Annotated in this window: 13 protein-coding genes; 4 read left to right on the forward strand and 9 right to left on the reverse strand. The window is 38.3% G+C overall.

All coding sequences use genetic code 11. The features are described from left to right. Positions 1-385: 385 nt before the first annotated feature. The 3 genes from glmS to glmU all read right to left on the reverse strand — a co-directional run bounded on the left by glmS (position 386) and on the right by glmU (position 4,794). Positions 386-2,218: a glutamine--fructose-6-phosphate transaminase (isomerizing) gene (gene glmS / locus H4J59_RS17405; protein ID WP_182241266.1), complete on the reverse strand. Its 1,833-nt coding sequence runs from the start codon at positions 2,216-2,218 to the stop codon at positions 386-388. 14 nt (positions 2,219-2,232) lie between these two features. Continuing rightward, positions 2,233-2,994, reverse strand: coding sequence for a DeoR/GlpR family DNA-binding transcription regulator (locus H4J59_RS17410; RefSeq protein ID WP_182136235.1), 762 nt, complete (start codon positions 2,992-2,994; stop codon positions 2,233-2,235). Positions 2,995-3,432: 438 nt separating this feature from the next. Continuing rightward, positions 3,433-4,794 (reverse strand): bifunctional UDP-N-acetylglucosamine diphosphorylase/glucosamine-1-phosphate N-acetyltransferase GlmU, encoded by a 1,362-nt coding sequence (glmU, locus tag H4J59_RS17415; protein WP_182241267.1) that lies wholly within the window; start codon positions 4,792-4,794, stop codon positions 3,433-3,435. 272 nt (positions 4,795-5,066) lie between these two features. On the opposite strand from glmU, the gene H4J59_RS17420 reads away from it, so the two are divergent. Further along, positions 5,067-7,409 (forward strand): Tex family protein, encoded by a 2,343-nt coding sequence (locus H4J59_RS17420; RefSeq protein WP_182241268.1) that lies wholly within the window; start codon positions 5,067-5,069, stop codon positions 7,407-7,409. Between the two features lie 486 nt (positions 7,410-7,895). Here H4J59_RS17420 and H4J59_RS17425 read toward each other — a convergent pair whose 3' ends face one another. Beyond that, positions 7,896-8,930: a DcaP family trimeric outer membrane transporter gene (locus tag H4J59_RS17425; protein WP_182241269.1), complete on the reverse strand. Its 1,035-nt coding sequence runs from the start codon at positions 8,928-8,930 to the stop codon at positions 7,896-7,898. A 131-nt stretch (positions 8,931-9,061) separates the two neighbouring features. Continuing rightward, positions 9,062-9,559 (reverse strand): acyl-CoA synthetase, encoded by a 498-nt coding sequence (locus H4J59_RS17430; protein WP_182241270.1) that lies wholly within the window; start codon positions 9,557-9,559, stop codon positions 9,062-9,064. 287 nt (positions 9,560-9,846) lie between these two features. Between H4J59_RS17430 and H4J59_RS17435 the strand changes: the two genes are divergently transcribed. After that, entirely contained in the window at positions 9,847-12,132 is a 2,286-nt protein-coding gene (locus H4J59_RS17435; protein ID WP_182241271.1) for a DPP IV N-terminal domain-containing protein, read from the forward strand. Between the two features lie 178 nt (positions 12,133-12,310). Here the strand turns inward: H4J59_RS17435 and H4J59_RS17440 are convergent, their stop codons facing one another. Both H4J59_RS17440 and H4J59_RS17445 read right to left on the reverse strand, forming a co-directional pair. Further along, positions 12,311-12,871 carry a YceI family protein gene (locus tag H4J59_RS17440; RefSeq protein ID WP_182241272.1) on the reverse strand — a complete coding sequence of 187 codons (561 nt, stop codon included), beginning with the start codon at positions 12,869-12,871 and terminating at the stop codon, positions 12,311-12,313. A gap of 14 nt (positions 12,872-12,885) precedes the next feature. Then, positions 12,886-13,455 carry a cytochrome b gene (locus tag H4J59_RS17445; RefSeq protein ID WP_182241273.1) on the reverse strand — a complete coding sequence of 190 codons (570 nt, stop codon included), beginning with the start codon at positions 13,453-13,455 and terminating at the stop codon, positions 12,886-12,888. Between the two features lie 211 nt (positions 13,456-13,666). Here H4J59_RS17445 and H4J59_RS17450 point away from each other — a divergent pair, with 211 nt between their 5' ends. Together H4J59_RS17450 and H4J59_RS17455 are read left to right on the forward strand one after the other, a co-directional pair. Next, complete coding sequence (locus H4J59_RS17450) at positions 13,667-13,978, forward strand: TraR/DksA family transcriptional regulator (RefSeq protein ID WP_182241274.1); 312 nt, start codon at positions 13,667-13,669, stop codon at positions 13,976-13,978. A gap of 11 nt (positions 13,979-13,989) precedes the next feature. Further along, positions 13,990-14,244 (forward strand): YdcH family protein, encoded by a 255-nt coding sequence (locus H4J59_RS17455; protein WP_182241275.1) that lies wholly within the window; start codon positions 13,990-13,992, stop codon positions 14,242-14,244. A gap of 139 nt (positions 14,245-14,383) precedes the next feature. Here the strand turns inward: H4J59_RS17455 and H4J59_RS17460 are convergent, their stop codons facing one another. Then, positions 14,384-15,130 (reverse strand): complement resistance protein TraT, encoded by a 747-nt coding sequence (locus tag H4J59_RS17460; protein ID WP_182241276.1) that lies wholly within the window; start codon positions 15,128-15,130, stop codon positions 14,384-14,386. Between the two features lie 52 nt (positions 15,131-15,182). After that, the gene (locus tag H4J59_RS17465) at positions 15,183-15,548 is read right to left on the reverse strand and encodes a hypothetical protein (RefSeq protein WP_259369587.1); all 366 of its coding nucleotides are present in this window, start codon (positions 15,546-15,548) and stop codon (positions 15,183-15,185) included. Positions 15,549-15,654 lie beyond the last annotated feature (106 nt).

Consider the following 15,654-nt stretch of genomic DNA (forward strand, 5'->3'; position numbering starts at 1 on the left):
ATTAGCCGTGGCAAAATATTTATCATTCACCATTAGTCCCCCGTTAACATAAACCTTATTCGGCACTGAAATATACTCACTAAACCTTATTCATCACTAAAAAATCAGGCGGACAATAGCGGAAAATAATCCTGCATAATGCTAAAATTTGATTACATTGATTGAATGATTTTTCAATGAACTACATTTATTTCGTCAAATATAACCGTATTATTTTCTTTAAAATAGATACATTGATGATGTTTGTTAATTAATTTTTTTGATTCCCTCAATCCCAGCAACAAAAAAAGCAGCCTGATATTAAGGCTGCTTTAAAATGTTCTCATCTGCTTTTGAATTTATAATGTTATTTAACTGCTAGAGTTTTTAACCCCATGACAGAAAACTATTCAACCGTCACCGACTTAGCCAAATTACGCGGTTGGTCAACATCGGTACCTTTGATGATGGCAACATAGTAAGACAGTAATTGTAGCGGCAAGGTGTAAACGATAGGGGCAATTAAGTCATCACATACTGGCACATTAATCACTTTCATGGTGTCATCGCTGCTAAAGTTAGCGTCTGAATCAGCAAATACATACATTAAACCACCACGAGCACGTACTTCCTCCACATTGGATTTTAACTTTTCAATTAAATCGTTTTGAGGTGCGACAACGATCACTGGCATTTCGGCGTCAATTAACGCCAGTGGCCCATGTTTAAGTTCGCCGGCAGCATAGGCTTCAGCATGAATGTATGAAATTTCTTTCAGCTTTAATGCCCCCTCCATCGCGATAGGGTACTGATCACCACGCCCTAAAAATAACGCATGATGTTTATCAGCAAAATCTTCTGCTAAGTCTTCAATTGAGCCCGCAAGTGCTAACACTTCTTCTAGCTTACTCGGTAAGGTCATTAATGATTGAGCAATTTCGGTTTGCTTGTCTTTTGACATACCGTGATGCTGACCAATCGCTAAGGTCATCATTAATAAACCCACCAGTTGAGTGGTAAAGGCTTTGGTTGAAGCAACGCCTATTTCAGCACCCGCTTTAGTCATAAAGGCCAAGTCAGATTCACGTACTAATGAGGAGCCGTCAACATTACATATCGTTAAACTAGCTTGATAACCTATTTGTTTAGCTAAACGTAAGGCGGCTAAAGTATCAGCAGTTTCGCCTGATTGTGAAATAGTTACTAACAAGGCATTTTTAGGTACGTGCGATTGGCGGTATCTAAATTCACTGGCAATTTCTATATTACATGACACGCCAGCTAAGGCTTCTAACCAATAGCGTGCCACCATACCTGAATGGTAACTGGTACCACAGGCAATAATTTGCACATGTTCAATTTTTTGAAAAATATCATCAGCGCCTTCACCAAAGGTATTGATGTCTAAAACGTTACCCAATAAGCGACCTTCTAAGGTATTACGAATGGCGGTAGGTTGCTCAAAGGTTTCTTTTAGCATGTAGTGACGATATTCACCTTTGTCGCCAACATCATGGCTAACAGCAGACTCTTTCGCTTCGCGCTTTACAGGCTTGCCGTTAGTATCAAAAACGTTCACTTCAAAACGCGTAACTTCGGCAACATCACCTTCTTCTAAGAAGGCAAATTTACGCGTCACGGGTAATAGTGCCAGCATATCTGAGGCAATAAAATTTTCACCAACACCGTAGCCAATCACTAATGGGCTACCAGAACGTGCAACCACAACACGGTCTTTGTCGCGAGTATCAAGCACAACAGTGCCATAAGCCCCGGTTAATTGTTTTACGGTCGCTTGAACAGCGCTTAACAAACTATTGGTCGATTTTAATTCATGATGCACTAAGTGGGCGATAACTTCTGTGTCAGTTTCAGAGGTAAAGTTATAGCCTAAATCTTGTAAACGAGTGCGTAAAATTTCATGGTTTTCAATAATACCGTTGTGCACAACCGCAATGGTTTCTGACGATATATGCGGATGCGCATTAGCTTCGCTTGGCGCACCATGTGTTGCCCAACGTGTATGCGCAATACCCGTGCCACCCACTATCGGGTTAGCATGTAATGCATCAGCAAGTTCTTGCACCTTACCTAAACGACGAGCGCGATTAAGTTGGTTATTATTATCAACAATGGCCACACCAGCAGAGTCATAACCACGATATTCTAATCGTTTCAAACCTTCTACTAAAATGTCTGCTACATCGCGCTGTGCGACAGCACCAACAATTCCACACATATTATCTATCCTTTTTAACTTGCTATAACGAGGTTAACGCCTTGTTTGATAATTTCACTTCGTACGTTTTCAGGCATATCTGCATCTGTGATCAACGTGTGAATCTTACCCCAAGGTAATTCTAAATTAGGTATTTTGCGATTAAGTTTTTCTGAATCTAACATCACGATAACTTCACGAGATACTTCAGCCATAACTCGGCTTAAGCCTAGTAGTTCATTAAACGTTGTTGTACCGCGAGCTAAATCAATGCCATCGGCACCAATAAATAACTGATCAAAATCATAAGAGCGTAAAACACTTTCTGCGACTTGCCCTTGAAATGACTCCGAATGCGGGTCCCAAGTACCACCGGTCATCAATAATGTTGGTTCATTTTCTAGCGCATGTAAATCAGACGCTATAGCAAGTGAATTAGTCATCACCACTAGGCCTTGTTTTACATTCAACTCCCGCACTAAAGCTGATGTTGTGCTGCCACTGTCTAAAATAATACGATTATGGTCTCTGATCAGCGATGCCGCTGTTTTTGCGATCATTATCTTTCGTTTCGAAACTTTATCTGTTTTCGGCGCGATAATTTCATGAGGTAAAGGCACTGCGCCGCCATATCTACGCAGGAGTAAACCACTATTTTCTAATACCGCCAAGTCCTTACGGATAGTAACTTCTGAGGTATCAAACATTTTTGCAAGCCTATCAACACTTACTTCACCTAGGTTGCTTAGCTCGGCAATAATGGTGTGACGACGTTGCTGAGTATTTCGTTTTGACATTGCTTTCGTTTTACTCTTAAAAGTTTCGGTTTAAAACTTAGCTATTAAAACAAAAGCTGAAAATAAAAACAATATTTATCTAAAGATCGGTCATCAATTTACTTAACTATTGATTAACTCTCATCTGGTTTTCAGCGTAAATGAGTGTTTAAAATCTTATTATCCGTTAACCGTTAATTCATTGATGATAAGAATTCTCTTCGTTGGCTGAGCTATTTTATAGCCAGAGAAAATGGCTCAATATAAACTATTTATTTAATAACCAGTTGTTCTAACTATGAAATAAATAATGTCGTTGTTAGTTATTTTAACGAGTATAAATACTCACAAAGTGAGTGATATGGGTATAAGTTATGGTAAAAAATAAAATGCACGCCTTGTTAAACTCGTGCATTTTTCTCATGATAAATTTTAATAGGCTTATAAAAAAATATAAAGTTATTTTTTACTTGGGCGTTTCCAACCCGCAATATTACGCTGTTTACCACGCGCCACACTTAATTCATGATCATCAACATTTTTAACAATAACTGAACCGGCGCCCGTTGTGGCCATTTCACCAATAACAACAGGTGCTACTAATGAGGCATTTGAACCGATAAAAGCCCCCGCGCCGATAATTGTTTTAGCTTTATTCACACCGTCATAGTTACACGTAATAGTACCGGCACCAATGTTAGCGTTAGCGCCTATTTCTGCATCACCTAAATAACTTAAATGGCCCGCTTTTGCACCTTCGCCTAAGCATGTTTTTTTCATTTCAACAAAATTACCCACATGAGCATCACGTTTTAATTCTGTGCCGGGGCGAATACGAGCAAACGGACCTACTGAGGCTAGCTCACCAATAATGGCACCTTCGATCATGGTATTAGGCTTAATGTCAGCACCTTTGCCGATAGTACAATTTTTTAAAATACAATTAGCGCCAATGGTCGCGTTATCGGCAATATCAACATTGCCTTCAAAAATACAGTTCACGTCGATCACCACTTCTTGACCCACGCTAACATGGCCACGAATATCAATACGGTTAGGATCACGTAAACTCGCGCCAGCAATCATCAAAGCTTCTGCTTTTCTTATTTGATACGCGCGTTCTAGACCGGCCAGTTGCACACGGTTGTTGGCACCTTCTACTTCAATTTCACTATCAGGGTGGGCCGTTGCAATAAGCTTACCTTCTTGATGACAAGCGGCAATAATGTCAGTTAAGTAATATTCACCTTGGGCATTATCGCTTGATAAATTGGCTAACCAGCGTTTTAAATCACCGCCATTGGCCAATAAAATACCTGTGTTAGCTTCATTGACTAATAGTTGCTCAGCAGTGGCATCTTTTTGTTCAACAATACCAACCACTGTGCCTGAGCTATCGCGCATAATACGACCATAGCCGGCTGGGTTAGCTAAATGCACGGTTAATAACGCCATACCATTGTCAGGCTTAGCGGCAATTAATCGCTGTAATGTGCTCACTTTAGTTAAAGGTACATCACCATAAAGCACTAATACATCTTCATCGTCAGATAAAAATGGCGATGCCATATCAACAGCATGACCTGTGCCTAATTGCTCTTTTTGTTCTACAAAGGTTAAATCATCACCCGTGACTTTGGCTTTAAGCACATCGCCACCAAAACCATAAACCAAGTAGATATTTTCGCTATCAACTTGACGTGCAGCGTCAATAACATGAGAGACCATCGGCTTTTCAGCAACGGGATGAAGAACTTTGGGTAAAGCAGAGCGCATGCGAGTGCCTTTACCCGCAGCTAAGATAACAACAGAGAGAGCCATAATTTGTCCGATTATTTTTATAAAGTTACATAATACAAGTTGTCATTAAGCATAAATTGATTAACTTGGCATTAACGTATGCCAGTATTGTAACGTTAAATTAAATGCTTCTCTATTAAAAACATATTAAGCGCTTAACCTGTATAGTTTTTTCTCGCTGACAAGAAAAAATCTTAGCCGGTATATCGCACCTTGCGAGCGTTTGGGTATATACTATGTGCAACAAATAGACGGTAAACACCCCACTTTTATTCAACTAGGATCCCGTATAGATGACCCCCATTGCTGAGCAAATAGCCAAAGAAATTGATGTAAAAACCAGCCAAATAAATGCGGCTATAAACTTATTAGATGAAGGTTCAACGGTTCCTTTTATTGCTCGCTATAGAAAAGAAGTCACTCAAGGGCTTGATGACAATCATTTGCGTTACTTAGCGCAACGCTTAGTTTATTTGCGAGATTTAGCCGATCGTCGAAAAGTTATTATGACCAATATTGAGCAACAAGGTAAATTAAGCCCTGCGTTAGCGGCTGACCTCAATAATGCCGACAATAAAACTCGTTTAGAAGATCTTTACTTACCTTTTAAACCGAAAAGAAGAACCAAAGGGCAAATTGCGATTGCTGCGGGTTTAGAGCCTTTAGCCAATAAAATTTATAATAATTGGCAACTTAACCCTGAACAGGAAGCACAAGCCTTCATCAATAAAGAGCAAGGCTTTCTTGATGAAAATTCAGTACTTGAAGGTGCGCACTATATTCTGGTAGAGCGCTTTGCCGAAGACGCTAATTTAATTCAAAAATTACGCCGTCATTTACTTAAGCAAGCACACCTTTGCAGTAAATTAATCAAAGGCAAAGATAAAGCCGCAGCAAAATATCGTGATTACTTTCAGCATTCCGAATTATTAAAGTCGGTGCCATCACACCGTATGCTTGCTATGTTACGCGGTCGTAATGAAAAATTATTATCATTAAGTATTGATGTCGACCCCGGCCAAGAAGGGGCTTTTTCAAGTGCACAACAGCTGATCACCGAGCATTTCAATTTGCGCTTAACTGGGCAAGCTGCGGCAACATTTTTAACTAAAGTGGTACAAACAACCTGGAAAATAAAGTTAAGCCAAAGTTTGGAAACAGAATTATTAGGTCAATTACGCGAACAAGCGGAAATTGAAGCGATTAAGGTTTTTTCACGTAATTTAAACGACTTAATGATGGCGGCGCCAGCAGGGCCAAAAACAACCTTAGGTTTAGATCCCGGTCTTAGAACCGGCTGTAAATTGGCGATTGTTGATGCTACCGGTAAATTATTACAAACGGCGACTATATTTCCTCATGCGCCACAAAATCATTGGGATAAATCAGTACGTACTTTAGTTAATTTATGCCAACAACATAAAGTAGAATTAGTCGCGATAGGTAACGGCACGGCTTCACGTGAAAGTGACCAGCTTATCGCCGATGTTATTACTAAGTTAGCAACTAATAAGCCCACCAAAGTGATTGTCAGTGAAGCCGGCGCATCAGTCTATTCAGCATCAGAATTTGCCGCCAAAGAGTTTCCCGATTTAGATGTGTCAATTCGCGGTGCGGTATCTATTGCACGCCGCTTACAAGACCCCTTGGCAGAGCTAGTGAAAATAGATCCCAAAGCCATTGGTGTTGGTCAATATCAACATGATGTCAGCCAAAGCCAACTCAGCCAAACCTTAGACAATGTTATTGAAGATTGTGTTAACGCTGTTGGGGTTGACTTAAATAGTGCTTCTGCCGCTTTGTTATCACGGGTTTCAGGTTTAAACAAAACTATGGCAAATAATGTCGTTAGTTTTCGCGATGAACACGGCCGATTTAACAATCGCAATGAATTAAAAAAAGTCGCTCGCTTAGGACCAAAAGCCTTTGAACAAGCCGCAGGCTTCTTGCGCATAAGCCAGGGTAATAACCCGCTAGACTATTCAGGCGTTCATCCTGAAACTTACCGCTTAGTTGAGCAAATATTACAACAACTCGACACTGATATCAGTCAAGTAATGGGTAATATATCAACGCTAGAAAAAATTAATATCGACAGCTTAACTAGCGATGCTTTTGGTGCGCTAACCATTAAAGATATTATTAGCGAATTAGAAAAACCCGGTCGTGATCCTCGTCCAGAATTTAAAACCGCCACTTTTCAAGCCGGTGTTAATACCATTAACGACCTTAAAGTGGGCATGATACTCGAAGGGGTTATTTCTAACGTAGCGAATTTTGGCGCTTTTGTTGATGTGGGTGTGCATCAAGACGGTTTAGTGCATATTTCTTCACTGACCGATAAGTTTGTCAGTGACCCGCATGAAATTGTCAAAGCCGGTGAAGTGGTCAAAGTTAAAGTGACGGAAGTTGACCCACAACGCAAACGTATCAGTTTAACTATGCGTTTAGATGAAACAATAGCACAAACAAAAAGTCAGCCTTCAGGACAGTCTCAAAAAGCACAAGCTAACGACAAAAGTGCTAAACCACCACAACAGAGCAAAAATAAGGCAAAAACACAGCAACCAAAAGCCTCAAATAATGCCGCTATGGGTAATGCCTTTGCTGACGCTTTTGCCAACCTAAAAAAATAACTATTAACTTATTGTTAAGTTAATAGTTATTAGCTGTCAGTTATAAGTTATCAGTTAAAAACAAGCGCCATAAAGATAGCAGAAACGGCTAAATCAAGATGGATATTCATCAAGGTGGATATTTTTATATGGAGGTAAGTCATTAGAGTAATGCAAGGAGCAATTACCGGATGGCTATGAATGGGATGCATAATGCACTCATGCCGTGAAGCCATGGATGGTCTGAACATCGACATGCATGGGCGCATTAATGTCGTAATGCCATGTTCTTACATAGACGTAAGTCATTAGAGTAATGCAGGAGCAATTATCGAGATGGCAAGAAACGACCATATGATCATGACATACCCTTCATCCTGAACATCGTCATTCTTTCACATCCATGTGATCATGACATACCTTTCATCCTGAACATAAAAAAAGGGGAAGCCAGAAGCTTCCCCAAAACAACCTCGGTTGGGAGGTTAACTAACATAAGATGTTAAACTAAAGCACGTATTTAGCTGAAAATTGTACGTAATCTGAATCAGCATTTTGATCTATAGATTCAAAGTTGCCTACTTCGACACCAAATGAAAGCTCTTTGGTGTAGCTTTTAAAGAGATTAACGCCCCAATGTCTTCTATCGGTATCAGCAACTTCTGTCGTTGTTTTACCATAAAATGCAGTACTGCGAATATCATCACTCCAAAAATGGCGATAAGCGACCATGTAAGATTTTGATTCTTCTACTTTTTCGCCCACTAAATCACGCGCAGCTACTACACCAACGTAACGTCCGGTGTCACCACCGTGTATTTGAAAACGCAAGTCATCTTTACCATACGTGTTGATTTTACCTGAAATACCGTAACCAAATGCTGACTCAGAATTACCACCAACAGTATTTAATTGACGAGCTAAACCCGCAACAGAAACATTACCCCAGTCACCATTAAAGGTATACTTAGCAACAACGTCAGGCATAGAATCTTGACTTGAATCACCTTTGTCAGATTCAGGGTTTTCTAAGGCAACTTGAAAATTGCCTTGGGTATAACGTACTTGTCCTTGTCTAATAAACGCAGAAGCATTAAGCGGGCCACCAAAATCGACTCCATCAACTAAAGCACTGGTATTAACAAATGTTGACCATGTTTGGCCAACTAGAATATTTTTATATTTGATAAATGCGTGACGTAATCTTGGATTTGATGAGTTTGAAACAATTTCATTACCACCGCCGCCATGAAGATCAAACTCAATAAAGCCAGTTACATCACCATGAACATATTTAGTATTAATGCGCGTTTCTGTTGCTCGAAGGCTAGTTCGAGAAATATCGCCAACGTTACCTGCACCGACCCAATAATCATTAGTGATACTGTTAATGTTACCGTCAACATATCGTGCGTCTAGTTTGACATAACCACCAAAAGTAATGGTATCTTTGTCTGACAATTTAATTTCATAACCAGCAGTTGCACTGCCGGCCATAGCCAAAAGACCTGTTGCTAATAAAAGCTTTTTCATATTAAACATTTTTACTTTCCCCGTGTGTTATTGATCTTAGAGCAACAAAAGATATGCTCTGGTCGTGTTTTTATCGTTTTAATTTTTGATAGCGTATTTTTAATAAAAATTAGAAACCGTTATCGTTTTTTTTATAATTTTTATGCTGCGTAATTCATGGTTATATTTTGAGATTTTAATATTTTTCTAGAAACATTTTTGTTGTGAGTAATCGGTAATTGATCAACAAATTTGATGGTATCAGCCTGAGCAAAGTCACCCAAACAGCTGGCAAGTTTTGCATTAATAGTGTTTGATAGTGTCGATAATTCAGTAGCTGGGTTATTTAACTCAACATAAACATGAATCGCATTACCTTTCTTCTCATGAGGAACGCCAAACACAACAACCTGATTAACATCGGCTAATTGCTCAATAAACTCTTCTATTGTTTGATTAGCCACACGATAACCACTGACTTTATCAGCGGAAGTAGCTTGTGAAACTAACCAGATATAATCTTGCTCGCGAGCTAATAGCGTATCTTCATTAATAAAATTTTTGTCTCTGAAATAAAACCATTCACCATTGCTCGATTGCAACCAAGACAATTGTGCTTGTTGACCACTATGATCACTATGATTAAACAAGTTCGGCATATCACTCTCTATTTCATCACTTTGATCGAATTTTAATCAAAGCTATTTATTATGTTAGTAACAGTAGAGAGTCAGCGTTAGTTTATAAATTAGACCTAAGTCTAAAATTGACAAAAAATAGCCTAGACTTTAGTCTACATAAAGTAAAAATCAATGAATTAACGGCAAGTTAGCGGTTAGTTATCGCAATCAATATTCACTTGGTCGAAAATCTCCACAGTAAAGTTATCAGAAATGATAGCATCTTAAAAATCCTATTTTTATAACTGATAAAATCAAGGTTATTCATGGTTTCAAAAATAAAATCTATATCATCAAGCACAGTTTTAGCATGCCTAGCCTTTAGTGTTAATGCTGAATCACTCAACATTGAAAAATACCAACAAGCTGAACGTCAACTGAGCAAACACACCGAAAAATTAGTTGTTGGCACAGTAGAGTATCCAAGCTGGACTGAAAACAACAAGCTGATTTATAGCAGCCAAACCCAGCATGGCAAACAATTTTTTATCTTGGACGCAGTAACAAAAGAAAAGAAATTGGCCTTCGATCATCAAAAACTTACCCGCGCCTTAGCTCGCCTTACTGAACAAGAAATAAAACCAGAAAACTTACCTTTTAATCGCTTTGAACTGATAAGTGAAAAAATAATTACGCTGACTGTAGATGATAAATTATACCAATGTAATATTGAAAATTACTTATGTCAACTGAATGAAATTGCTATTAAAAATAGTGAGTTAGTTTCGCCTAATGGCAAGCTGGCAGTCTATATTAAAGACCATAACTTATGGCTGCGTAACCTTAATGATAATAGCGAGAAACAATTAACCACTGACGGGATAGCAAACTTTGGTTACGCCACCAATAATGCAGGTTGGGTTCGCGGTGACAAGCCGGTAGTAAAATGGTCACCCGATTCGAAAAAACTCACCACCTTTAAACATGACAGCCGAAACGTTGGTGAAATGGCTATAGTGTCTACCGCAGTTGGTCACCCTAAAATCGATGTTTGGAAATATCCATTACCGGGTGATAAACACATCTTCAAAATTCACCGTGTGGTAATTGATATTGAACAAGCAAATGTAGTGGTGCTAGATATGCCTGCCGATGATCACAGATCAACCATAACAGACCATGTTGCTGGTAGTGATGGTAGTTTGTTAGACGTTGACTGGTCGAGTGACAGCAGTCATTTTGCCTTTGTCTCATCAACACGTGATCACAAAACTGCAAGCTTAAAAATAGCAGATGCTATAAGCGGTAAAGTGCGTATAGTGTTAACTGAAACTGCCGATAGCTTTTTCGAGTCAGGTGTTAGTGCTATTAGTTGGCAATACCTAGATCAAAGTAATGAGTTTATTTGGTTTTCTCAACGCTCAAATTGGGGCCATTTATATTTAGTTGATGCCGTAACCGGTAAAATTAAAAATCAAATAACTCAGGGCGATTGGACCGTTTTAGAATTACTCAATGTAGATGAAAAAACAGGGAAACTCATTTTTTCTGCCGCGGGTAAAGAAGCTGGAGATCCCTATTTTCATTACCTTTATAGTATTAACAAAGATAGCTCAAATTTTACCTTATTAAGCCCTGAGCAAAAACATCACCGTATTACCTTGAGTAGCAATGCTGAATATTTCTTAGATCGAGTCTCAACACCAAACCAGCCAGAAACCAGCTTTGTTCGCAGCACTAACAGTAAGTCTGGTTTTATCATCGAACAAATGGACATTACTAAGCTTAGCGATACTGGTTGGCAAGCGCCTACGCCGTTTATTGTTAAAGACCGTAATAATGAGCATGACATCTATGGGCTAATGTATAAACCTAGCGATTTTGACGCCAGTAAGTCTTATCCTGTGGTCAATTATTTATACCCGGGTCCACAAGTCGGTAGTATTCGTGGTCGTCATTTTAGAAGCGCTAGAGGTGATAACCAAGCAATTGCTGAACTTGGCTTTATTGTTATCGAAATTGATGCTTTAGGTACACCTGGTCGTTCAAAAAGCTTCCATGAATTTTATTATCAAAACATGGGTGATAGTGGCATTCCGGACCAAGTGTCAGCCATTAAACAACTAGCAAAAAAATATCACTGGATTGATAGCACCCGTGTTGGCATTTGGGGCCATTCAGGTGGTGGATTTGCTTCAACACGCGCCTTGTTAACTTATCCAGACTTTTATTCAGTTGCTGTTTCACAAGCAGGTAATCATGACAATAGAAACTATGCGGATGAATGGGGTGAAAAATATCATGGTATGTTAGTAAAAAAGGAAGATGGCACTACTAACTATGACAGCCAAGCAAATCAATTAATCGTTGAAAACCTAAAAGGTAAGCTACTGATTGCCCATGGTACAACTGATACCAATGTACCGCCATATAACACTCTAATTGTCGTAGAAGCGTTAATTGCCGCTAATAAAGACTTTGATATGCTGATGCTACCAAACCGTGGTCATGGCTTTGCCAGAAAGCCGTATATGATGCGTAAACGCTGGGATTACTTTGTACAGCATTTACTGGCATTAACACCACCAAAAGAGTTTACCTTCAGCGAGTAATTATATAAGCCTAATATAGCAGTATTAATGGCAGCCGATAGCGTAAAAATATCGGTGTTAACTCGCGTTATTGTTATCTCGTGAACAACCCAATTGGGTTGATGAAATTGACCTAAGCGGTTATAAAATTTAAGCGAAAAAAAAGGGCACATGGCCCTTTTTCAATCAACTTTATTTATTACTGGCGAATACCTTCAATATGTAAAGTTAGATCCACTTTGCCATAATCTTTTTTAAAACCAAAATCTGCCATAGCGATAGTGGCGGTACCGCTAAAACCGGCACGATAACCACCCCAAGGATCATCACCTTCACCTATTTTAACGGCGTCAATAGTTAATGGGTGAGTAATACCGTGCATGGTAAAACTTCCTATTATGGCAAGTTTACCATCACCTTTATCTTCAACTTTACTGCTAATAAATGTCGCTTGTGCATATTTACTAACATCTAAAAAATCATCTGAACGTACATGCTTGTCACGTTTAGTATGGTTTGAATCAAAACTTGAGGTATCTACAATTACCTTAATTTTAGCTGCAGAAACATTATCTTTGTCATAAGAGAAGTTACCTGAAAAGTCGTTAAATCGGCCGGCAAGTACACTAAAGCCAAGATGACTCGCTGCAAAATTAATTGAGGCATGTGCCCCTTTAGTGTCAATAACATAATCAGCAGCTAAAGCTGGTATTAGTAAACTCGAGGTTAATAGAGCGCTAGCAAGTAATTTTTTTTTCATATCAGTTCCTTTAATTATTTATCTGTGGTTTTAGTCATACGTTTTAGCGTGACATCTTGGTCAATAAAATGGTGTTTTAAGGCAGCTAATGCATGTAATAGTGCGAAAATCATTATGCCGTAAGCTAGGTAATAATGTACCACACCTGCAATATCTTCCTGGTTTTTTATCTCCAGCACCCATGGTATAACCTTAAACCAATCAAAAACAGCAATAGCTTTATCGTTAGCACTTGTAATCAAGTAACCAGAAATCAAAACAGTAAACAACGTAATATACAAAATAAATATCATTAAAGCTGAGGCTTTTTTCTCAAAAGCACTATGACTAGTTATTGCACCGGGAGAGCCGGCAATACGACGCCACAACAATCTGAATATAGTTACCATTAATAAAAGTATCCCGACGCTTTCATGCCAATGCGGGGCTAATTGATACCATTTACTTGAGTAGTTTAACTCGACCATCCAATAACCTAAGGCAAATAACGAAAAAACCGTTAATGCCGAGAGCCAATGTAGTAATTTACTCAGCAAGCCGTATTGTTGCTGACTGTTTTTCCACGAGACTTTATTGTGAACCATTTTTTTTCTTGATGAGAACTGGGCTATTTAGTTTAGCTACTCACTAACAAAAAACCCAGTTATTTAGTCGAAAAATAATGCCTTGGGTCGCCATTAGCTGAATAAGTTTTACCCCTTAAGTAATGTAAAAACTTAAGCAAATTATTGCGCTAGATCAAAACAGTTAGCAACTAGAGGCTTAAAATGAATTGAGGCTTGAGGAGGAATGCTAATGAATAAAGAAATTCTAAGTAGCTTATTAGAGAAGAAATATGAACTTCAACGACGTATTAGTGCAATTGAAGCAGACTTTAGAAAAGGTCGTTCTCAAGATTTTTCTGAACAGACTTGCGAAAACAAAAATAACGAAGTGCTCAATGAAATTCATCTCGAAGCTAAAATTGAACTGGGCTTAATCAGCCAAGCGTTAATTCGTTTTGAAAACAAAGAATATGGTTTTTGCAGCCAATGCAATGGAGTTATCCATCCCAAGCGTTTGAAAATATTACCTTATATCGATACTTGTATTAATTGTGCTAAATAGGAGCAACCCTAATGATAGAAAAACACGACTTACACCATGAATTTCCAGAGTTAGAAAAAGAAATCCATCACTTAAAAATTAACGATGCACATTTTGCCCGTTTATTTAAAGATTATCATCAGTTAGATCAAGAAGTTCACCGTATAGAAGTTGGTGTTGAGCCAACATCAGATGCCTATTTAGAACAACAAAAACTAGCTCGTTTACATTTAAAAGACGATTTATATACTTTACTAAAAAAAGTACAATTGTCAGCAAAAATTTAGTTATAGTTAAATCGTAGTAAATTATAGTTAAGTCATAAAAAGCCACAACGCTTCAAAAGAATTTTGGTTTATCAAGACCCTGTAACAGATTTTTTTACAGGGTCCTTATCGATATAACTAGTTTATACCGGCTCAACCATTAAAAGAATGCCGACATTGCATAAGCTGTTTTATCAAACATTAATGGCTGCGCCTCTTCAAGTTCTAAATTAGCTTTATTTGCTGTAGTCACCACTCTAGTTCTATACTCTTTCAGATTTGTTGCCTCAGAGTAAGTTTGAGTGGTTGCGCCATCTTCAGATATTTTAATATTCACTTTTGAGTCACGACGAACAATAATGCCTTTTTTAGCACGCTCTTTAATTTGTATGTCAGCAACAAGTAAATACACCACATCTTGCACAAAAGCGTTGGCAACCGTTGAAGCTAACCCAACAACAAGACCTGCTGCTGCTGCATCTCGATATGATCCACCCGTAGCTGCTGATGCTACCGCACCTATACTTGCACCTTGAAAACCAGCACCTAATGCTGATGCTGCCGCTTCAGGTGTAGTTTTCTCTAAGTTTCTGACAAAAACACTCATCCTATACTGAGATTTCTCAGGGTTATCTGTCAAAGTATAGCCATTACCACTATTAACTAATTGGTTAGAAAGTGCTTTTCGAAATGAAACACGGTCAAACTCCATTACCGCGCTCCTAACCTCTAGATAAATTTTTCTTTTATTTGCTGGTACAGGATCAACAAATATAGATGTACTTATTTTTGTTTGTACATCTAAGTTTCTTTTAGCCACTGAGGTATGGATTGCCGAGCAACTCGCCAGTGTGATAATAATTAAACCTACAAAACTGAATTTGAGCAACATCTTCCATTTTTTCATAATATTTCCTTAATATAGTTAAATTTACAGCTCTGTTATAAATGCAATTTTTCTAATAATAATAACGACCATGATAACGATAGTAATATTGACAGTTTCTATATTGGGTCCAGTTATGACGTAATAAATCTCTACATGTGTAACCTCGACGCCAATATTTGCCACTATACTCAGGCGGTTTAAGCTTTTTTTCCAACATGCTTTTGATATAGGAGTTGACTTCTTCTGGTCGTTCAGCAAGAAAAGGTTTAGAGAAAACCTCTGCGTTCATATCTGCTTGTGCTTTTGCTAAAGCATCGTCTTCTTCACTAGCAGTAGCAGTAGCAGTAGCAGTGAACGTAAAAATTAAGACAAAGACCAAATATTTCAAAGCCTTAAAAAAATATTGTGGAAGTGAAAATATACGCTTGTGATACATATTTACCCCTTAAATAATGTCAACACTATGATTTTACTACATACCTATTTACTACATACCTATATAGTACTTTCTTCGTACAAATTCAACTTTTCAAAAAATATTT

It is taken from the genome of Colwellia sp. MB02u-10 (assembly GCF_014077185.1).
In the GTDB taxonomy this organism is placed as follows: Bacteria; Pseudomonadota; Gammaproteobacteria; order Enterobacterales; family Alteromonadaceae; genus Cognaticolwellia.